This is a genomic window from Pseudomonas sp. KT_2_4 (genome assembly GCF_041410225.1).
In the GTDB taxonomy this organism is placed as follows: Bacteria; Pseudomonadota; Gammaproteobacteria; order Pseudomonadales; family Pseudomonadaceae; genus Aquipseudomonas; species Aquipseudomonas paracarnis.
The window spans coordinates 476,255-495,879 of record NZ_CP166962.1; the positions used below are offsets into that span (position 1 = coordinate 476,255).

Annotated in this window: 15 protein-coding genes; 14 read left to right on the forward strand and 1 reads right to left on the reverse strand. The window is 60.5% G+C overall.

Annotation, left to right across the window (positions count from 1 at the left end):
• The first annotated feature begins 266 nt into the window (after positions 1-266).
• The 9 genes from AB9N64_RS02140 (at position 267) to AB9N64_RS02180 (ending at position 12,521) form a co-directional block, all read left to right on the forward strand.
• On the forward strand, positions 267-1,547 hold the full coding sequence (locus AB9N64_RS02140) for an alkane 1-monooxygenase (RefSeq protein ID WP_014718291.1): 1,281 nt from the start codon (positions 267-269) through the stop codon (positions 1,545-1,547).
• A gap of 125 nt (positions 1,548-1,672) precedes the next feature.
• Positions 1,673-2,167, forward strand: coding sequence for an alkane oxidation protein activator PraA (praA, locus tag AB9N64_RS02145; RefSeq protein ID WP_014718292.1), 495 nt, complete (start codon positions 1,673-1,675; stop codon positions 2,165-2,167).
• A gap of 134 nt (positions 2,168-2,301) precedes the next feature.
• Entirely contained in the window at positions 2,302-2,787 is a 486-nt protein-coding gene (praB, locus tag AB9N64_RS02150; RefSeq protein ID WP_014718293.1) for an alkane oxidation protein activator PraB, read from the forward strand.
• A gap of 141 nt (positions 2,788-2,928) precedes the next feature.
• Entirely contained in the window at positions 2,929-4,374 is a 1,446-nt protein-coding gene (locus AB9N64_RS02155; protein WP_014718294.1) for an outer membrane protein transport protein, read from the forward strand.
• Between the two features lie 217 nt (positions 4,375-4,591).
• Positions 4,592-7,102 (forward strand): acyl-CoA dehydrogenase, encoded by a 2,511-nt coding sequence (locus tag AB9N64_RS02160; RefSeq protein WP_371359929.1) that lies wholly within the window; start codon positions 4,592-4,594, stop codon positions 7,100-7,102.
• Between the two features lie 151 nt (positions 7,103-7,253).
• Positions 7,254-8,597 (forward strand): 3-oxoacyl-ACP reductase, encoded by a 1,344-nt coding sequence (locus AB9N64_RS02165; protein WP_371359930.1) that lies wholly within the window; start codon positions 7,254-7,256, stop codon positions 8,595-8,597.
• 3 nt (positions 8,598-8,600) lie between these two features.
• Positions 8,601-9,491, forward strand: coding sequence for a MaoC/PaaZ C-terminal domain-containing protein (locus AB9N64_RS02170; protein WP_014718297.1), 891 nt, complete (start codon positions 8,601-8,603; stop codon positions 9,489-9,491).
• The gene (locus AB9N64_RS02175) at positions 9,488-10,786 is read left to right on the forward strand and encodes an acetyl-CoA C-acetyltransferase (RefSeq protein WP_014718298.1); all 1,299 of its coding nucleotides are present in this window, start codon (positions 9,488-9,490) and stop codon (positions 10,784-10,786) included. Before AB9N64_RS02170 ends, AB9N64_RS02175 begins: the two co-directional genes overlap by 4 nt.
• Positions 10,787-10,817: 31 nt before the next feature.
• Positions 10,818-12,521 carry an AMP-binding protein gene (locus tag AB9N64_RS02180; protein ID WP_133633839.1) on the forward strand — a complete coding sequence of 568 codons (1,704 nt, stop codon included), beginning with the start codon at positions 10,818-10,820 and terminating at the stop codon, positions 12,519-12,521.
• A gap of 114 nt (positions 12,522-12,635) precedes the next feature.
• Here AB9N64_RS02180 and AB9N64_RS02185 read toward each other — a convergent pair whose 3' ends face one another.
• Entirely contained in the window at positions 12,636-13,751 is a 1,116-nt protein-coding gene (locus AB9N64_RS02185; RefSeq protein ID WP_069868436.1) for a Gfo/Idh/MocA family protein, read from the reverse strand.
• Positions 13,752-14,182: 431 nt separating this feature from the next.
• Here AB9N64_RS02185 and AB9N64_RS02190 point away from each other — a divergent pair, with 431 nt between their 5' ends.
• The 5 genes from AB9N64_RS02190 to AB9N64_RS02210 all read left to right on the forward strand — a co-directional run bounded on the left by AB9N64_RS02190 (position 14,183) and on the right by AB9N64_RS02210 (position 19,603).
• The gene (locus AB9N64_RS02190; RefSeq protein WP_038450003.1) at positions 14,183-15,220 is read left to right on the forward strand and encodes a YCF48-related protein; all 1,038 of its coding nucleotides are present in this window, start codon (positions 14,183-14,185) and stop codon (positions 15,218-15,220) included.
• An 18-nt stretch (positions 15,221-15,238) separates the two neighbouring features.
• Positions 15,239-17,614 (forward strand): RND family transporter, encoded by a 2,376-nt coding sequence (locus AB9N64_RS02195; protein ID WP_032903192.1) that lies wholly within the window; start codon positions 15,239-15,241, stop codon positions 17,612-17,614.
• Between the two features lie 203 nt (positions 17,615-17,817).
• Positions 17,818-18,105 carry a DUF5629 family protein gene (locus tag AB9N64_RS02200; protein ID WP_014718303.1) on the forward strand — a complete coding sequence of 96 codons (288 nt, stop codon included), beginning with the start codon at positions 17,818-17,820 and terminating at the stop codon, positions 18,103-18,105.
• On the forward strand, positions 18,095-19,267 hold the full coding sequence (locus AB9N64_RS02205; protein WP_102666575.1) for a lactonase family protein: 1,173 nt from the start codon (positions 18,095-18,097) through the stop codon (positions 19,265-19,267). Before AB9N64_RS02200 ends, AB9N64_RS02205 begins: the two co-directional genes overlap by 11 nt.
• 156 nt (positions 19,268-19,423) lie before the next feature.
• Positions 19,424-19,603: a hypothetical protein gene (locus AB9N64_RS02210; protein WP_003190784.1), complete on the forward strand. Its 180-nt coding sequence runs from the start codon at positions 19,424-19,426 to the stop codon at positions 19,601-19,603.
• Positions 19,604-19,625 lie beyond the last annotated feature (22 nt).

The following is a 19,625-nucleotide window of genomic DNA, read 5'->3' on the forward strand; positions in this document are numbered from 1 at the left end:
TGACGCCTGCCCCTGAGCACCTGACCAGATGGCTGAAAAGAGACTGCTCGGTCACGGAAAAAAGGGCTGGAGAAACTAGTTGACGACCTAACGATTCCGCGCTATTTATTTAAAAAAATTATTTCAATGTGTAATTTGAAATTATTTTTGAAATGCCTAAGAGCGAATAAAATAATGAAAAAAACGCCTTTTATCGCATGCATGATTTCTCGCAGCAGTCAGCGCACCGCTGCCGCATTGCCTACCGAATGTGTGCGGAGGCTGCCATGAACCAGACTCTGGCAGCTGCGACCGTGTGGGCCGACGGCAAACGCCACCTGTGGTGGCTGGGCATTATGCCGCTGGCGACGCCCTTGCTCTCCGGCGCCCTTGCCATCACCACAGGCGTGCAACAACTGTGGTGGGTGGGCGTGCTGGTGATCTTCGGCTTGATCCCGCTGATTGACGGCCTGCTCGGCGAAGACGTCAGCAACCCGCCCGAATCTGCGGTCAGCCACCTTGAATCCCAACGCTACTACCGCTGGATCGTCTACACCGGCGTGCTGTTTGTGATTGCCTCGGTGGTGATCACCGGTTGGCTCGCTGCGGGCGGTATCGACTGGATCATCAACGGCGGCCTGTTGCGGGCCACGGCCACCCTGGAACCCTCGAACTGGCTGGCCAGGACCGCCGCGTTCATCACCGCACGCACTGAACTTCACGGTGCAGTCAGCTGGTTGACGTATGTGGGCATGGCCATGTCCACCGGGGCCGCCACCGGCATTGCCATCAACACCGCCCATGAGCTGGGGCACAAACCCAAGCCCTTGGAAGTGTTCCTGGCCAAGGTCACCCTGGCGCCGACCTTCTATGGCCACTTTTACACCGAACATAACCGTGGCCATCACGTGCGGGTCGCCACGCCGGAAGACCCGGCCAGCTCGCGCCTGGGTGAAAGTTTCTGGGCATTCCTGCCGCGTTCGGTGTGGTTCAGCGCTGTGTCGGCCTGGAACCTGGAGCGCGAACGCCTGCGCAAACTCGGCCTGCCGGCCCTGCACTGGAAGAACGCGGTGCTCAGCGCCTGGATGTATAGCGTGGTGTTGTGGGGCGCAATGATTGCCTGGCTGGGGGCGGCGGTAATTCCGTTCCTGATTATCCAGGGCATCTACGGGTTCTCGTTGCTGGAAGTGGTGAACTATGTCGAGCATTACGGCCTCAAGCGTCAGAAGTTGCCCAATGGTCGTTATGAACGCTGCTCGCCGCGTCACTCGTGGAACAGTAATCGGATTGTCACCAATATCTTTCTGTTCCAGTTGCAACGGCACTCCGATCACCATGCCAACCCCACGCGCAGTTATCAGTCGCTGCGTCATTTTGATGAGTCACCGCAACTTCCCTATGGCTACGCCAGCATGATTGTCTGGGCTTATGTGCCGTACTTGTGGCGGCGTCGCATGGACCATCGTGTACTGAATCACTATGCCGGCGATATCAACCTGACCAATCTTCAGCCGTCAAAGCGTTTGAAGTATCTGGAGAAGTACAGCGGTAGTGCCAAGCCGTTTTGAGATGAAGTAAGCCTTCAGGGTGTACTCGGGATCTGTGTATCGCGCAGGTCCTTGTCGCCCGGCGTTTTGAGTGCAAGAACCTGGTTTGACCCTACAACAATAATTTCAAGGGAAGGACGTACACCATGCAAAGTTCTGCCAAGTTCACCGCCCACATCCTGTTGGCGGCCATGGGTTTGATTGCTTACCACCAGGCTCAGGCTGCGCGTATCGAACCTGCTGGCAGTGCCTTCACTGCCCAAGGACCTATCAGCTTTTCCAAAGGCAAGCTCATCAGTGCCGACTGCACCATCAAGGTAGCCGGCAAGGTTGCAGCCGATGGTTCATCGGTGAATGTCGACAAAGTCGAGTTCGACGGTGGCCTCAAGTGCAGCCGTGTCGAAGCCATCAACTTGCCTTGGGTGTTAATCGCCAAAGATACAAAAAGCGGCTCCATGTCGAAGATCAGCGTGGACGTGCATGCCTTTGGCCTGGGTGGCAAGTGTGGGCCGTCGACGGCCGACGGTACTTGGGATAACGCCACCGGCAAGTTGGAAGCCGCCGATGTTGCGATTGGCGAAGACTGCAAGATCAAGACGGTGTCGATCAAGATGCCGCCCAACTTCAAAGTTGTCGAATAACACGTTCCGACAGTTGTAGCGGTAAATGCATTGAAATTTGGCTGGAAAGGGAAGTTCTGCAGTTTCACCGTGACCTCTCGATCATGGCCATTACCCCTGGCGAAATGAATCGCCATAACATGTGAGGAAAAACAATGAAAAGCTTGAAAACCCTCGTTTGTGCAACTTCGTTTGCTCTGTGCTTTGGTGCCGCCTCCATGGCGAGCGCGGCGTCCGTTTCTCCAGACGGTCCGTTCTCGACTAATGCCGGTACCATCGTGGTGAAGTCGCCCTCATCCTTCGGTGCGGCAGTGACTTGCGGCATTACCTTTACCGGCAACGTTAGCGGTGGCGTGGCTTCTATCAACGGTGCGTCCTTGACCGGCGGCGGCCTGTGCGCACTGCCCACGCTGACTAACCTGCCTTGGGTTCTTACCGCAGCGACGGGCACCACCGGCACCGTGACCAACGTAGGCTACAAAATCTCCTCGATTCCGGCCACTAACTGCGGCCCTACCACCATTGCCGTGGCGTGGACTCCTGGTACCAAAACACTTTCGGCCACCAATCAGTCGCTGACCGGCAACTGCACCGTCGTATCGCTGAATGTTGTTGCCCCGACGCTGACGGTTAACCCGTAAGCATGTGACTCCAGAGGGCTGATCACCCGTGAAAGGCCGATGCCTCATGCGAGGCATCGGTTGGGCAGGGTACTTACGGTGTGCCTGCGGCCACACGACCCACCGGCAGGGGCCGGGCGAAATAATAATAAGGAGCAGCGCATGAATAATAAGAAACAACACGCTCACACGTTACTGGGGTTGGCGCTGTTGGGAGGTTTGATGACCACGGGACATGTGCAGGCGGGCGGCTTCTCCACGCCAACCTACGGTGCGCCTGGCTGGGGCCGCGCGTTTGGCGGCGGTTCATTGTTCAAGAACGACCCCAGTGCCGCGTACAACAACCCGGCGGCCATGGCGTTCATCGATTCAACTATCGCGCAGCAGACTGTCGATTATGCCCGGGTCAAGATCAAATATTCGGGTCAGGCTTTTGACCACAACGGTAATCCTGTGACCAATACGCCGGTATTGGATGATCAGGGCAGCATGGGCGATCCGACGCTCAATAACAATAACGGGGGGCAAGGTGGCTTTACCGCGTGGCTGCCAACCGGTTTCCTGGTGATCCCAATCGGCGACCGCTTTGCGTTTGGCTTGAGCCAGGTGGTCCCCCAGGGCATGAGAACAACTTGGAACGAAGACTCCAAGCTGCGGGATTTTGCAGTCGACACCAAAATTGAGACCGTTGGCCTGACAGGCTCACTGTCGTTCAAGGTCAATGACCAGTTTTCGGTCGGCGGTGGCGCCATCGTCCAACGCAGCCAGGGATTTGTCAGCCAGAACGTCGACTTGCTGGCAGCGGCGGACGTCTCTCCCGGACTCGGCGGGACCGGCTTTCCGACCGGTGTAGGGCATTCGTTGATGCGTGTGAAAGTCGATAATATCTCGGTCGGTTGGTTTGGCGGTGTGGTATGGAAGCCGACGGCGCAAGACACACTGGGCTTGAACTATCACGCCAAAATCAAAAACAAGATGACCGGCAAATACAATGTCTATACGGATGCTATCGGTCGCAACGCGATGACCAATCCTATTGGACCGAACGGCGAAACATTGGTTGAAATGGCGTATCCGGGGCTGAAGCTTTTCCCGGACGGGGCGCATGCCAGCACTCAGTTGGATATTCCGGCTACTGCGGCGATTGACTGGGTCCACCAGTTCAATGATCGCTGGACATTAGGTGTCAGCGCCCAGTGGACTGAATGGTCTTCGTTCAAAGACCTGACACTCAAGTCGCAAGGCTCGACTATTGTTGCCATCCCGTACAACTACAAGAACGCCTGGATGACCTCGATCGGTGGCGACTATAAAGCCACTGACGAACTTACCCTGCGTGCCGGTGTAGCTTACGACCAGACACCTACCCGTAACTCCACGCGTGACCCCCGGATCCCCGACGGCGACCGCTATTTCTTGGCGTTTGGTGCCGGTTATGACATCAAGGCTGTGCCTGGTCTGTCAGTGGATGCCGCGTATTCGCACCAATTCGTCCAGAAGGTCAATCTGAAGACCAAGAACGTTGATCGTCTCGGAGCCGCCCAACTGGACGGCAAAGCCGAATCTTCAGGTGATGTGGTCAGTCTGTCGGCTACCTACAAGTTCTAAAGGGCACGTGGAGCAGTTGTCGAGCAGGGTTCCCAGTGCACCTGGAGACCCTGCCGGGGCTGTTTAGGCTGTTCTGGTTTCTTATTCCACAAGGCTGAGTCGTTCAGCCTGATTTTTTTCGTCAACATACTAAATAAAAATTTCAAAACATTATTTGAATTTATGATTTGAAGTTTGTAGTGTGGTTTTACGCCCTGAATCAAGTAGAGGTATCCCCATGCTTATCTGGTTATTGGTGGGTCTCGCCGCCGCGATTGCCCTGGCGTATCGACAAGCCGCCGCCAACCTCTGGCTGGGCGCTGGCCTGGTCTGGTTAGCGGCGGGTTATCTGTTCAACGCGGTGGCCGTGCCGGGCATTACCCTGGCGGCGGTATTGGTGGTGGTGCCCGCCTTGGTGCTGGCAGTCAAACCCCTGCGCCGCAAGCTGCTGACTACCAAGGCCTTGGGCCTGTTTCGTACAATCATGCCGGCGATGTCCGATACCGAGCGTGCGGCCATCGAGTCCGGCACGGTGTGGTGGGATGCCGAGCTGTTCAGCGGCAAACCCGACTGGCAGCGCCTGCTGCAAGCCGCGCCGGCCAGCCTGAGCGCCGAGGAGCAAGCTTTCCTCGACAACGAAGTCGAAACCCTGTGCGACATCGCTAACGACTGGGAAACCACGCAAGTCTGGCAGGACATGTCCCCCGAGGGCTGGCAGTACACCAAGGAGGCCGGGTTCCTCGGCATGATCATTCCCAAGCAGTACGGCGGCAAAGGCTTCTCCCACTACGCCCATTCCCAGGTGGTGATGAAGCTGTCGACACGTTGCTCGGCGGCAGCCATTTCGGTGATGGTGCCCAACTCCCTGGGGCCGGCCGAGCTGCTGCTGCATTACGGCACCGACGCTCAGCGCAACTACTACCTGCCGCGCCTGGCACGCGGTGACGATATTCCGTGTTTCGCCCTGACCAGCCCGTATGCCGGCTCCGATGCCGGCGCGATCCCTGACCTGGGCATCGTCTGCAAAGGCATGCATGAGGGCGAGGAAGTACTGGGTTTCAAAGTGACCTGGGACAAGCGCTACATCACCCTCGGCCCGATTGCCACGGTGCTGGGCCTGGCGTTCCGCGCCGAAGACCCGCAGGGCTTGCTTGGCGCGCCAGGTTCCCTGGGCATTACCTGTGCGTTGATCCCCACCTCCCATCCAGGGGTAAACAGCGGCCGGCGTCACTGGCCGTTGAATGCGGTTTTCCAGAACGGTCCTACTACCGGCAAGGATGTGTTCATTCCCTTGGAGTGGGTGATCGGTGGTCGCGAACAAATCGGCAACGGCTGGCGCATGTTGATGGAATGCCTGGCGGCAGGCCGGGCGATTTCCCTGCCATCGGCCAACGTCGGCCTGGGTAAAGTGGCGGTGCGCGGTACCACAGCCTATGCGGCGATGCGCAAGCAATTCGGCCTGCCCATCGGCAAGTTCGAAGGTGTACAGGCGCCGCTGGCGCGCATGGCCGGGCATCTGTATGCCTGTGATGCGGTGCGCAAGGTGTCGGTGGCATCCCTGGACGCCGGCGAGAAACCGTCGGTGATCTCGGCCATTGCCAAGTACCACGTCACCGAGCGGGCGCGCATCATCGTCAACGACGGCATGGACATCGTCGCCGGCAAAGGCATCTGCATGGGCCCCAATAACTTCCTCGCCCGTGCCTACCAGCAAAGCCCCATCGCCATTACGGTGGAGGGTGCGAACATCATGACCCGCTGCCTGATCATCTTTGGCCAGGGCTTGATTCGTTGCCATCCCTACGTGTTCCGCGAGATGGAAGCGGCGCACAACCCCGACCGGCGCAAGGCCCTGGAAGACTTCGACAGCGCAATGTTTGGCCATGTGAGTTTTGTCGTGGCCAACACCGTACGCGCAGCGGTGCATGCCCTGACCGGCGGACGCCTGATTGCGGCCCCGGCCAAGACCGACTCGGCGCTGGCTGCCTACTACCGCCAGGCCAATCGGCTGTCGGTGGTGCTGGCGCTGATCTCGGATATTTCCATGGGCGTGCTGGGCGGTGCCCTCAAGCGCAAGGAAAGTATTACCGGGCGCCTGGGGGATATTTTGTCGCAGTTGTACATCCTGTCTTGCGTGCTCAAGCGCTTCGAGGATGACGGCAGGCCCCAGGCGGACTTGCCGCTGGTGCACTGGGCGGCCCAGGACGCCTTGTTGCGCGCCCACGAAGCCTTGGCCGAAGTGCTCGACAACTACCCTTCAAAGCCCGCAGCAGCAGTGGTGCGTGCGTTGAGTTTTCCGTTTGGCATCCCGCAGCGCAAACCGTCGGATCGCCTGTTGGCGCAGGTGGCGGAGGTGGTGCAGACCCCTGGCGAAACCCGCGACCGTTTGCTGGCCAACTCCTACATCCCCCGTCCGGAAGTCGACAAGCTGGCCTACGGCGAATTGGGTTTCCGTTTGCTGCCCCAAGTGGAGCTGATCGAGGCGCGGCTCAAGCCCGCCATCAAGCAAGGTCTGCTCGGTCCGCTGCCGATCTCTGCCACGGCCTTCACCGACTGGCGCGTGAAGGCGCGGGCGCTGGATTTGATCAGCGACGACGAAGACGCCTTGCTGGCGCGCTATGTGGAATACGCCGACCACGGTATCCAGGTGGACGACTTTCCCCAGGACTTTGGTTTGCTGGAGGCCCTGCAGCAGCGTAAGCAGGCGCTCGAGCCGGTGGCCAAACGGCGCAGCGCTCCGGTCAATTAAGAGAAACCCGGTCCACCTGTGGGAGCTGGCTTGCCTGCGATGGCATCACCTCGGTTTGACTGATACACCGAGTCGTCGGCATCGCAGGCAAGCCAGCTCCCCCATTCGATCGGGATTACAAGACAGCCATTGTGTTGTGAGTGGAACCTCTATGAGTGACAGCTACCTTTCGTTCGTCAATTCCCCCTGGGGCCGGCGTCTGGCCCAGGCGGTCGGCTTGCCGCAACCCTTGCCCCTGCAACGGCATCGCAGCGGCCAGGCCGGCCTGGCTAATCCTGTGATCATCGCCGGGGCAGGGCGGCTGGTGGCCTCGGTGCAGCGCGTGTTCAGCGCCACCGACACCGTCGCCGCGAGCCCGGCGACGCTCAAGGCACCGTCCACGGTCAAGGTGCAAGGCGCGGTGTTCGACGCCAGCGGCTTGACCGACCTGCAGCAGCTGGATGAGCTCTACCTGTTCTTTCACAGCAACGCCAAGCGCCTCGGCCAGCATGGCCGGGTGGTGGTACTCGGCACGGCACCCGAGCATTGCGACGACTTGCCCCAGGCCATCGCCCAACGCGCCCTTGAAGGCTTGGTGCGGTCGCTGGCCAAGGAACTGCGCCGCGCGATTACCGTGCAACTGCTGTACGTGGCGCCGGGCGAGGAAGACGCGCTGGACAGCAGCCTGGGGTTTTTCCTGTCGCGCCGCTCCGCCTATGTCTCGGGGCAAGTGGTGCGCCTGGAAAAACCGGTCGATGGCCACGCCACCATCAACTGGGACAAACCCTTTGCCGGCAAACGTGCCCTGGTCACCGGCGCCTCCCGTGGCATCGGCCTGGCGATTGCCCAGGTGCTGGCGCGCGACGGTGCCCATGTGGTGTGTGTGGACGTGCCCCAGGCCCAGGAAGCCTTGCAGCAGGCGGCGACCAGCGTGGGCGGTTCGGCGTTGCCTCTGGATATTACCGCCGCCGACACCGTCTCACTGTTGCAAACCCACGTCAGCCAATATGGCGCCTTTGATGTGGTGGTGCACAACGCCGGCATCACCCGCGACAAGACCATCGCCAAAATGACCGAGGGCGCCTGGCGCAGTGTCCTGGCGGTCAATCTCGAAGCGCCGTGGCAGCTCAGTGAGGCTTTGCTCGACAGTCAGGGTTTGAACCCTGGTGGGCGCATTGTGTGCGTGTCGTCGATTTCCGGTATCGCCGGCAACCTGGGGCAGAGCAACTACGCCACGTCCAAGGCCGGGGTGATCGGCCTGGTACAGGGCCTGGCGCCGCGTGCGGCAGCCCGGCAGGTCACGGTGAACGCGGTGGCACCCGGCTTTATCGAGACCCAGATGACCGCGAAGATCCCGCTGATGATCCGCGAAGCGGGGCGGCGCATGAATTCGTTGTCCCAGGGCGGGCAACCCATCGACGTGGCCGAGACCATCGCCTGGCTGGCGCATCCGGCGTCGGGCGGCGTCAATGGCCAGGTGGTGCGGGTGTGCGGCCAAAGCCTGTTGGGAGCCTGACCGATGGACTACGTGACACAGATCATCGACCCACCGCCGTCGCGCACGCAGTTGTTGCTCGACGGCCTGCGCGCCTTGCGCAAACCCAAGCCCGACGGTGCGCCGCCATTGCCCACCGCACGCCTGGTGCGCAGCGCGGTGGAGCTTTCGTCGGCCGGTATCGCCGCTTACTCACGGGCGTGTGGTTTTCGTCGCGAGCAGGGCGTGCCATTGTCCTATCCCCATGTGCTGGCGTTCCCACTGCACCTCATGCTGCTGACTCGGCCAAGCTTTCCGTACCCGGCCAGTGGCATGGTGCACCTGGCCAATCGTATTCGTCAGCACCAGCGCTTGCACGAGGGTCAGGCGTTGCGCCTGGAGGTGTATTGCGAGCGCTGGGTGGCCCATCCCAAAGGGCAGGCGTTGAGCATTGCTACCCGTGCCTACAGCCAGGAAACCCTGGTGTGGGAAAGCGATAGCCTGTATTTGCGCCGTGACGTCAGCAATCCGGTGGGTGAACCCTGGAATGACCCTCTGCCGCTACAGGAAGACGGCCTGTTACGCACCCAGCGCTGGGTACTGCCCGCCGACCTGGGGCGACGCTTTGCCAAGGTCTCGGGGGATTTCAATCCCATTCACACGTCGGTCATCGGTGCCAGGCTCTTCGGCTTTCGTCGCGCCATCGCCCATGGCATGTGGACCCTGGGCCGCGCATTGGCAGCGCAACAGCCGCCCGGTGGCCTGGACCAGGCCGAGGCACATTGCGACTTCAAATTGCCGATCTTCCTGCCCGGCCAGGTCGCCCTGTGGCGTCACCCGGCGAGCGGGCCACGGCGCGAGTTCGAAGTGCGCAATTTTGTCGGGGACAAGCCCCATATGCGCGGGCTATTCATTTGGAAAGAGAGCCAGCAATGAGTGACTACAGTTTTACCCCGGCCCCGACCCGCCGCGTGGCGATTATCGGCGGCAACCGTATTCCATTTGCGCGCTCCAACACGGTGTATGCCCACGACAGTAACCAGGACCTGCTGGTCGCCGCCCTGCAAGGGTTGGTGGAGCGCTACAACCTGCACGGCCAACGCCTGGGCGAGTTTGCCGCCGGGGCGGTGATCAAGCACTCGCGGGATTTCAACCTGGCGCGCGAGGCGCTGTTGTCCACCACGTTGTCTGCGCAAACCCCTGCCTATGATGTGCAACAAGCCTGTGGCACGGGCCTGGAAGCCGCGCTGCTGGTGGCGAATAAAATCGCCCTCGGCCAGATCGAGGTGGGCATTGCCGGTGGCGCCGATACCACTTCCGACGCGCCCATTGGCATCAACGAATCCTTGCGCCATACCTTGCTCGCGGCCAATCGCGCCAAAAGCCTGGGCGACAAGCTTAAGGCCTTGATGAAAGTGCGCCCATCGATGCTGTTCAAACCATTGCTGCCGCGCAATGGCGAGCCGCGCACCGGGCTGTCCATGGGCGAGCACTGCGAAGAAATGGCCAAGCGCTGGCAGATCAAGCGCCTGGCCCAGGACGAGCTGACCCTCACCAGCCACCAGCGCCTGGATGCGGCCTATCAACGCGGCTTCTTCGACGACCTGATCAGCCCCCACCGCGGCTTGGCCCGTGACAACAACTTGCGTGCCGATATCAGCCTGGAAAAGCTCGCCGGCTTGTCGCCGGCCTTCGACCGCCAGAACGGCACGCTCACCGCCGGCAACTCCACGCCCCTGACCGATGGCGCCTCGGTGGTGCTGCTGGCCAGTGAAGAATGGGCCGCCGCCCATGGCTGGCCGGTGTTGGCCTACTTGCGCACGGGCGAAACGGCTGCGGTGAATTTTGTCGATGGCACCGAGGGCCTGCTGATGGCGCCGGCTTACGCCGTGCCACGCATGCTTGCGCGGGAAGGCTTGAGGTTTGCCGACTTCGATTTCTTCGAGATCCACGAAGCGTTCGCCGCCCAGGTGCTGTGCACGCTCAAGGCCTGGGAAGACCCGCAGTATTGCCGCGAGCGACTCGGCCTTGACGCCCCCCTGGGCGCCATCGACCGGGCCAAGATGAACGTCAACGGCGGCTCACTGGGTTGCGGCCATCCCTTTGCGGCCACCGGTGGCCGGCAACTGGCGGCGCTGGCCAAGGCTATCCATGAACGCGGTGGCGGTCGCGGCCTGATCTCGATCTGCGCGGCGGGTGGGTTGGGCATCACCGCCATCGTCGAAAAGTAGCGCTATCAAAAACAACAATAAGGACACTGCGATGAACGCGATCAGCCTGGAACACACCGAACGCATCTGGTTGAACACATACCTGCCTGGCGTGCCGGCGGATATAGAGGCCGGGATCGAGGACTACCCGTCGTTGCGCGAACTGTTCCTTGAGCACCTGGAAAAATTCCGTGAGCGGGTGGCCTACGTCAGCATCGGTACCGAAATGACCTATGCCGACTGGCGCACCCAGGGCATTGCCTTTGCCGCCTGGCTGCAGGACCAGGGCGTGAAGAAGGGCGATCGCGTGGCCCTGATGATGCCCAACTGCTTGCAGTACCCGATCTGCCTGCTGGGCACGATCCTGGCCGGGGCGGTGGTGGTCAACGTCAACCCGTTGTATACCGCCCACGAGCTCAAGCACCTGCTCAAAGACAGTGGTGCCGAAACCGTGGTGATCTTCGAAAATTTCGCGCATACCCTGGAAAAAGCCATGGTCGGCAGCAGCGTCAAGCGTGTGGTGGTCGCGGCGATCGGTGACTTGCTGGGCACCTTCAAGGGCGCGGCAATGAACTTCATCCTGCGCAGCGTGCAGAAGCAGGTACCAGCCTTCAGGCTGCCCGGCTCGCTGCGTTTCAACCAAGTGCTCAAACAGGGCAGGGCCATGCACCATTTACCGGTCAGCCTGCACCGCGATGAACTGGCCTTCCTGCAATACACCGGCGGCACCACCGGTGATGCCAAGGGCGTGATGCTCAGCCACCGCAATATCATCGCCAACCTGCTGCAAGCCAAGGCCTGGGTCGGTGATCAGTTAAACCTGCACAAGCAGGAAACCAACGTGACCTTGCTGCCGCTGTACCACATCTTCTCCCTGACGGTGAACTGCCTGATGTTCATGTGCCTGGGCGGGCGCAATATCCTCATCGCCAACCCTCGGGACGTGAAGCGCGTGCAGATGATCCTGCGCAAGGAACGCTTCAATGGCATCGCCGGGGTGAACACGCTGTTCAATGGCTTGCTGGAAAACAAGGAGTTCTGTGCACGGGACTTTTCCGACCTGCGCCTGGTGATTGCTGGCGGCATGGCCACCCACACCGCGGTGGCCAAGCGCTGGAAGGAAGTAACCGGGCTGCCGATCATCGAAGGCTACGGGCTGACCGAGTGCTCGCCCGTGGTGAGCATCAGCCCCATCGATATTTCGCGCATGCGCGAGATGGAATTCACCGGCAGCATTGGCGTGCCGTTGCCCTCGACCTGGGTGCGCTTCTTGCGCGAAGACGGCGAACTGGCGGATATCGGCGAGCAGGGCGAGTTGCAAGTACGTGGCCCGCAAGTGATGCAGGGCTACTGGCAACGACCGAAGGAAACCGCCGAGGTGCTGGATGCCGAGGGCTGGCTGTCTACCGGGGATATCGGCGTGATGGACGCACGCGGGTATATCCGCCTGGTGGACCGCAAGAAGGACATGATCCTGGTCTCGGGCTTCAACGTGTACCCCAATGAAATCGAGGACGTGGTGGCCATGCACCCTGGGGTCGCCGAAGTGGCCGCCATTGGTGTGGAAGATGCGGTGACCGGGGAGAAAGTCAAGATCATCGTCGTGCGCAAGGACCCGAGCCTGACACAGGAGCAGATTCTTGCGCACTGCCGAGAGTACCTGACGGGGTACAAGCTGCCTAAATATGTGGAGTTCCGCACCATGGAATTGCCCAAGACCACGGTGGGCAAAGTGCTGCGCCGGGCCTTGCGCTGATTGAATGGTTCAGATGACCAAATGTGGGAGCAGGCTTGCTCGCGAAAGCGGCGGTTCAGGCACTGAATGTGCCGACTGACACAGCGTATTCGCGAGCAAGCCCGCTCCCACTGTTTAAACCGTGCCCACTTTCACCCAGCGTTCCTCAAGGGCGGCCACTCGAATCGCCGTCGCCAACCGCTCCACCTCCCAGGCCGCCTCAAAGTCCGTCCCCTGGGCCCCTTGGCCGGCCAGCGCCATGATCAACTCGTGCACTTCCAACGTCTTCAATTCGTTGTAACCCAACTGGTGCCCCGCCGCCGGGCTGAATGCCGCATAGCCGGGCAGGGCAGGGCCAGCCAGCACGCGCTGGAAGCCGTCCTGGCCGATGCGGTACAGGCGCAGTTCATTCAAGCGTTCCTGGTCAAACGCCAGCGTGCCTTGGGTGCCGCTGATCTCGAAACTCAGATGGTTCTTATAGCCGTGCTTGAGCCAACTGCTGCTCACCGTGCCACGGGCGCCGTTGGCGAAGCGCAACAGGGCATGCACCTGGTCATCCACGGCAATGGCTTTTGAGGTTGGGCTGCCGGCAGTGGCGGGGCGCTGGCCGTGCACGGTCTGGGTGTCGGCACAGACATGAGTGACCTCGCCCACCAGATAGCGGGCCATCGACAGCAAATGGCTGCCCAGGTCAGCCAGGGCGCCGCCAGCGTGCTCCACTTCGCAGCGCCACGACCAAGGGGAGGCCGGGTCGGCCATGAAGTCTTCGCTGAACTCACCCTGGAAGCTGATGAGTTGGCCCAGTTCGCCTTGGGCGATCATCTGCCGCGCCAACACGATCATCGGGTTGTGCTGGTAGTTGTAACCCACCCGCGTTACCACTCCGGCGGTATGGGCGGCGCGGCGCATAGCGTCGGCTTGTTCAAGGCTGACGGCCAGGGGTTTCTCGCAATACACCGCTTTACCCGCCGCAATCGCGGCCATGGCCATGGGGTAATGCAAGTGGTTGGGGGTGGTGATAGCCACGACATCGACCTTGGGGTCATTGATCAACGCTTGCCAGTCGCCATGGGCCTGGGCAAACCCCCAGGCGCTGGCGCAACGCTGGGCGCGTTCGGTGTCGGCATCGGCCAGGGCGGCCAGCTTGAGCTGCACGGGCAGTTCAAATACCGCCCGAGCGTTGTTGAACGCCAGCGCGTGGGCGCGGCCCATGAAGCCTGTGCCGATCAAGCCGATTCCGAGTTCACGCATCGTCGTGGTCCTTTGGATTATTGTTTTCAGGAACGCCATTAATGGAATAAAAATTCACCAAATTCAATAGATGGAATAAAAATTCATTTCTCCTGATCGTTCCCACGCTCCGCGTGGGAATGCCGCCCGGGGCGCTCTGCGCCCCGCTGTTTGCGCGGTGAGGACGCAGAGCGTCAGGGGATGCATTCCCACGCGGAGCGTGGGAACGATCACGTGGGGCCATCATTTCAGCTGATGTAGCTATATTCAGCACATGGCCAAACGCCGCCAGTTAACAAAAGATAACGTAGCGCCGATTGTCAGACGATTCCAAAGCCCGATAGGATGGCCCCTGCTTCCTCCAGGCGCTCTAGATTGCAGGTTTCAAGGTCCTGGAACAGAAGACGACCTAACAATAATAAATGGGAGAAAGGTCTATGAGTGAGCCTGTCATGGGTTGGGTTGTTTGCCGCCCACGCGCCGCACGCAGGGTTGCGTTGCTGGCCACAGCGCTCTCGCTGCTTGCTGGCAGCGCATTGTCGCTGCCGGTTCTGGCTGCCAGCGATACCCCCGCCGCCGCAGTCTTTGCAATTGAATCCCCCAGGGCCGCCAAAGGCTTGATGATCGACGTGGTTCACGCAGGCAAGCGCCTGGTGGCGGTCGGTGATCGTGGGCATATCCTCTATTCCGATGACCAGGGCAACACCTGGACCCAAGCCAAAGTGCCCACTCGGCAACTGCTCACGGCGGTGTTTTTCGTCGATGACCAGCACGGCTGGGCCGTCGGCCATGATGCGCAGATTCTTGCCAGTACCGATGGCGGCGCCACGTGGACCCAGCAATATCAAGACCTCAAGCGCGAAGCACCGTTGCTCGATGTGTGGTTCAACGACGCCAACCACGGCCTGGCCGTGGGCGCCTACGGTGCGCTGATCGAAACCACCGACGGCGGCAAAACCTGGAACGATGTCAGCGAGCGTCTCGACAACGAAGACCAGTACCACCTCAACGCCATCGCCCAGATCAAGGGCGCCGGCCTGTTTATTGTCGGTGAGCAAGGCAGCATGTTTCGCTCAAGCGACGACGGCCAGACCTGGGAAAAACTCGAAGGCCCCTACGAGGGTTCGCTGTTTGGCGTGATCAGCACCGCACAGCCGCAAACCCTGCTGGCGTACGGGCTGCGCGGCAACCTCTACCGCTCCACCGATTTCGGCAGCACCTGGGAGCAGGTCCAGTTGAACGCGGCGCGTGGCGCGTTGGAGTTTGGCCTGTCGGGGGCGACCTTGCTGGAGGACGGTTCCATTGTTGTGGTCGGCAACGGCGGCAGCGTGGTGGTCAGCCATGACGACGGCCAGACCTTCAGTGTGTTCAATCGCCCGGACCGCATTTCACTCTCAGCGGTCACGGCAGCAGGCAATGGCAATTTGGTCCTCGCGGGGCAGGGTGGCGTGCGGGTTGCCACATCGGCCGGCGCAGAGCTCTCAAAATAATAAGAAGGCGGGGATTCAATGAGCAGTCATCACAACGATAAAGCGACCTTTCTTGAGCGTCTGATCTTCAACAATCGCCCGGCGGTGATCGTCATCTGCCTGTTGGTGAGTATCTTCCTGTTCTGGCAGGCGACCTTGATTCGCCCGTCTACCAGCTTTGAAAAGATGATCCCGCTCAAGCACCCCTTCATCGAAAAAATGATGGAGCACCGCAACGATTTGGCCAACCTGGGCAACACCGTGCGTATTTCGGTGGAAGCCAAGGACGGCGACATCTTCACTAAGGAGTACATGGAGACCCTGCGCCAGATCCACGACGAGGTGTTCTACATCTCCGGTGTGGACCGCTCGGGCCTCAAGTCGCTGTGGAGCCCCAGCGTGCGCTGGACCGAGGTGACCGAAGAAGGGTTTGCCGGCGGGGAAGTGATCCCGCAGAGCTACAACGGTTCGCCGCAGAGCCTCGACCAGTTGCGTAATAACGTGCTCAAGTCCGGCCAGGTCGGGCGGCTGGTGGCCAATGACTTCAAGTCGAGCATCGTTGATATCCCGCTGTTGGAGTCCTACCCGGACCCGCAAGACCAAGGCAAGTTGCTGGCCCTGGACTACCGCAAGTTCTCCCATGAACTGGAAGACAAGATCCGCGACAAGTTCGAAACCCAGAACCCCAACGTCAAGATTCATATTGTCGGCTTTGCCAAAAAGGTGGGCGACCTGATCGATGGCCTGGTGATGGTGGTGCTGTTCTTCGGCGTTGCGTTCGTCATCACCCTGATTCTGCTGCTGTGGTTCACCAACTGCCTGCGCAGCACCATAGCGGTGTTGAGCACGACATTGGTGGCGGTGGTCTGGCAACTCGGGCTGATGCACTTCTTCGGTTTCGGACTGGACCCGTATTCAATGCTGGTGCCGTTCCTGATCTTCGCCATTGGCATTTCCCATGGCGTGCAAAAGATCAACGGCATTGCCCTGCAATCCAGCGAGGCAGACAACGCCCTGACCGCTGCGCGGCGCACCTTCCGGCAACTGTTCCTGCCGGGGATGATCGCCATTCTGGCGGATGCGGTGGGCTTCATCACGCTGCTGATCATCGACATCGGCGTGATCCGCGAACTGGCTATTGGCGCGTCCATCGGCGTGGCGGTGATCGTGTTCACCAACCTGATCCTGCTGCCGGTCGCGATTTCCTACGTGGGCATCAGCAAGCGTGCCATCGCCAAGAGCAAGAAAGACGCGAACCGCGAACACAGCTTCTGGCGCCTGCTGTCCAAATTCGCCAGCCCGAAAGTCGCGCCGGTGTCGGTGTTCCTCGCCTTGATCGCCTTTGGTGGTGGCCTCTGGTACAGCCAGAACCTGAAGATCGGCGACCTGGACCAAGGCGCACCGGAATTGCGCCCGGATTCGCGCTACAACAAGGACAACAACTTCATCATCAACAATTACTCCACCAGCTCCGACGTGCTGGTGGTGATGGTCAAGACCAAGGCCGAAGGCTGCTCGCGCTATGAAGCCATGGCGCCCATCGACCAGTTGATGTGGAAGATGCAGAACACCGAGGGCGTGCAGTCGGCGATCTCGTTGGTGACCGTGTCCAAGCAAATGATCAAGGGCATGAACGAGGGCAACCTGAAATGGGAAACCCTGTCGCGCAACCCGGATGTGCTGAACAACTCCATCGCCCGTGCCGATGGCTTGTACAACAACAATTGCTCCCTGGCGCCAGTGTTGGTGTTCCTCAACGACCACAAGGCCGAAACCCTCGACCGTGCCGTGCATGCGGTGCAGGACTTCGCCAAGGAAAACAACAAGGACGGCCTGGAATTCATCCTCGCAGCGGGTAATGCCGGGATCGAAGCGGCCACCAACGAGGTGATCAAGGAGTCGGAGCTGATCATCCTGATCCTGGTGTACCTGTGCGTGGCGACCATGTGCATGATCACCTTCCGCTCCTGGGCGGCGACCCTGTGCATCGTGTTGCCGCTGGTGCTGACCTCGGTACTGGGCAACGCACTGATGGCGTTCATGGGCATTGGCGTCAAGGTCGCGACCTTGCCGGTGGTGGCCCTGGGTGTGGGGATTGGCGTGGACTACGGCATCTACATCTACAGCCGCCTGGAAAGCTTCCTGCGCGCCGGCCTGCCGCTACAAGAGGCGTACTACCAGACGCTGAAATCCACCGGCAAGGCCGTGCTGTTTACCGGCCTGTGCCTGGCCATCGGCGTGTGCACCTGGATCTTCTCGGCCATCAAGTTCCAGGCCGACATGGGTTTGATGTTGACCTTCATGTTGCTGTGGAACATGTTCGGCGCGCTGTGGCTGTTGCCGGCGCTGGCGCGATTCCTGATCAAGCCTGAGAAGCTGGCAGGGCAGAAGGGCAACTCGTTGTTCGCGCACTGATCCTGCTCCCAAATGGCGAGATCGGGCTTGTGTGGGAGCGGGCTTGCCTGCGATAGCATCGCCGCGGTGTCACTGATACACCTCGGCATCTGCATCGCGGGCAAGCCCGGCTCCCACACATCGCTCCCACATGGGTGCGGTGTTCAACCTCTAGGCTACAGCCTGGGCTATCATTGCGGCTTTCCCCAAAATGATTGACTGCCATGACTGCCGACACCCTGACTCGCGTCCTTGCTACCAGCGATATGCTGATCATCAATGGGCTGCACGCCTTTGACTTCGAGCTTGATCAGCAACTGCAGATCCAAAGCATGGATGGCCGGGAACTCAAGCGCTGGACCTTCAGTCCAGAACAGTTGGAGGCGGCTACCTTTGACGAGAGCTTGCAAAGCTGGTTGCTGATCAACGACGACGGTGAACACCGTCTGGTCTGCTTGAGCGCCATCCAGGGCGACAACAATAACGACGAGGACGAAGCAGATGATGCGTAAATTCTGGCCCCTGCTGATGGCAGGCAGTGTCGGTGCGATGTCGGTGCAGGCCGCACCGGCCGATATCCATGAACTGTTGGTCGGCAGCTATACGGCCGGCACCAGTGAAGGGATCTACCGCCTGCAATTCGACAGTAGCACCGGGCAGTTCAGCGGCAAGCCGGTGCTGGCGGCGAAAACCGCCAACCCTTCCTGGCTGACGATTTCCAAAGACCAGAAGCAGTTGTTTGTGGTCAATGAAAACGGCCCCGGCCAGGAAGACCCGGTGGGGCGTGTCAGCAGCTATAGCATCGACCCCCAGAACCACCAGTTGACCCTGATCAACCAGGTGCAGAGCCTGGGCAATGAGCCGACCCATTCCAGTGTGGCCGCCGATGGGCGCTACCTGTTCGTCGCCAACTACTCGGTGGTGGAAGACCCGGGTGGCAGCCTCGCGATCCTGCCGGTGGATGCCAGCGGCAAGCTGTCGGCACCGGTGCAGTTGAGCGGGCACCCGGCCAGCCGTGTGAACCCGGAGCGCCAGGCGTCCAATCATGTGCATTCGGTGGTGTCGTCGCCGGACGGCAAGTATGTATTTGTGCAGGACCTGGGGGCGGACAAGGTGTTTGCCTACCGCTACGACCCCAAGGCCAATCATGAGCTGCCACTGACGGCGGCCGACCCGGCGTCGGTGCAGTTGCCACCGGGCAGCGGCCCGCGTCACTTGCTGTTCAGCGCGGACGGCAAGCACGCCTGGCTGACCACTGAGATGAGCGCCCAGGTAGCCGTGTTCGATTACAACGACGGCAAGCTGACGCAAACCCAGTTGCTCGACTATGCCGCCGGCCAACCGGTGTCCGACAAAGCCGGTGCGGCGTTGCATGCGTCAAACGACGGCAAATTCCTGTACGTGAGCAACCGTGGCACGGCCAATCAGATGCTGGTGTTCAGCATCGACCCGGCCACCGCGCACCTCAAGGAAATCCAGCGGCGTTCTGTCGAAGGCGACCATCCGCGTGAGTTCAGCCTCGACCCTAGCGGCAAATTCCTGCTGATCGCCAACCAGAAAAGCAATGAAATTGTCGTCGTCGAGCGCGACCTCAAGACCGGGCTGCTGGGTAAAACCGTGCAGAAATTGCCGATTGATGCCCCCAGTGACCTCAAGTTCCTGGTGCGTCAATAAGCCACAGGCCCCGCACTGCGGGGCCTGAGCCTTTGTATTAATCGCAGTGATAACGGCTACTGTTTCAAAGCATTTCTAAGGTTCAACCCTCGGGCGTAAGTTGGGTTCCAAGGCCTTCCCAGGCCACCCAACCAAACGCACACAAGGGTTACCGCCATGAATTTCAATCTCTTCTCGATCATTGCTGCTTCTGCTGTTTCCGCCACCGTGGCATTGCCTGCCGCCGCCAGCGTGGAAGTCACCGGCAAAAAATCCAATGTCACGGCCTATACCCAGAAATACCTGCAACAGAGCGCCAATTTCTATGCGGCGCTGGATCACAAGACCCAGCACTGAGCCACGGTCCAATGCGGGAGCT

Bases quoted from the DNA above. Each gene is read 5' to 3' on its own strand.
- AB9N64_RS02160 (WP_371359929.1), top strand. From the start codon at position 4,592: ATGCTTATCTGGTTATTGGTGGGTCTCGCCGCCGCGATTGCCCTGGCG.
- AB9N64_RS02140 (WP_014718291.1), top strand. From the start codon at position 267: ATGAACCAGACTCTGGCAGCTGCGACCGTGTGGGCCGACGGCAAACGC.
- AB9N64_RS02190 (WP_038450003.1), top strand. From the start codon at position 14,183: ATGGGTTGGGTTGTTTGCCGCCCACGCGCCGCACGCAGGGTTGCGTTG.
- praB (WP_014718293.1), top strand. From the start codon at position 2,302: ATGAAAAGCTTGAAAACCCTCGTTTGTGCAACTTCGTTTGCTCTGTGC.
- AB9N64_RS02195 (WP_032903192.1), top strand. From the start codon at position 15,239: ATGAGCAGTCATCACAACGATAAAGCGACCTTTCTTGAGCGTCTGATC.
- AB9N64_RS02210 (WP_003190784.1), top strand. From the start codon at position 19,424: ATGAATTTCAATCTCTTCTCGATCATTGCTGCTTCTGCTGTTTCCGCC.
- AB9N64_RS02165 (WP_371359930.1), top strand. From the start codon at position 7,254: ATGAGTGACAGCTACCTTTCGTTCGTCAATTCCCCCTGGGGCCGGCGT.
- AB9N64_RS02205 (WP_102666575.1), top strand. From the start codon at position 18,095: ATGATGCGTAAATTCTGGCCCCTGCTGATGGCAGGCAGTGTCGGTGCG.
- AB9N64_RS02175 (WP_014718298.1), top strand. From the start codon at position 9,488: ATGAGTGACTACAGTTTTACCCCGGCCCCGACCCGCCGCGTGGCGATT.
- AB9N64_RS02170 (WP_014718297.1), top strand. From the start codon at position 8,601: ATGGACTACGTGACACAGATCATCGACCCACCGCCGTCGCGCACGCAG.
- AB9N64_RS02155 (WP_014718294.1), top strand. From the start codon at position 2,929: ATGAATAATAAGAAACAACACGCTCACACGTTACTGGGGTTGGCGCTG.
- praA (WP_014718292.1), top strand. From the start codon at position 1,673: ATGCAAAGTTCTGCCAAGTTCACCGCCCACATCCTGTTGGCGGCCATG.
- AB9N64_RS02200 (WP_014718303.1), top strand. From the start codon at position 17,818: ATGACTGCCGACACCCTGACTCGCGTCCTTGCTACCAGCGATATGCTG.
- AB9N64_RS02180 (WP_133633839.1), top strand. From the start codon at position 10,818: ATGAACGCGATCAGCCTGGAACACACCGAACGCATCTGGTTGAACACA.
- AB9N64_RS02185 (WP_069868436.1), bottom strand. From the start codon at position 13,751: ATGCGTGAACTCGGAATCGGCTTGATCGGCACAGGCTTCATGGGCCGC.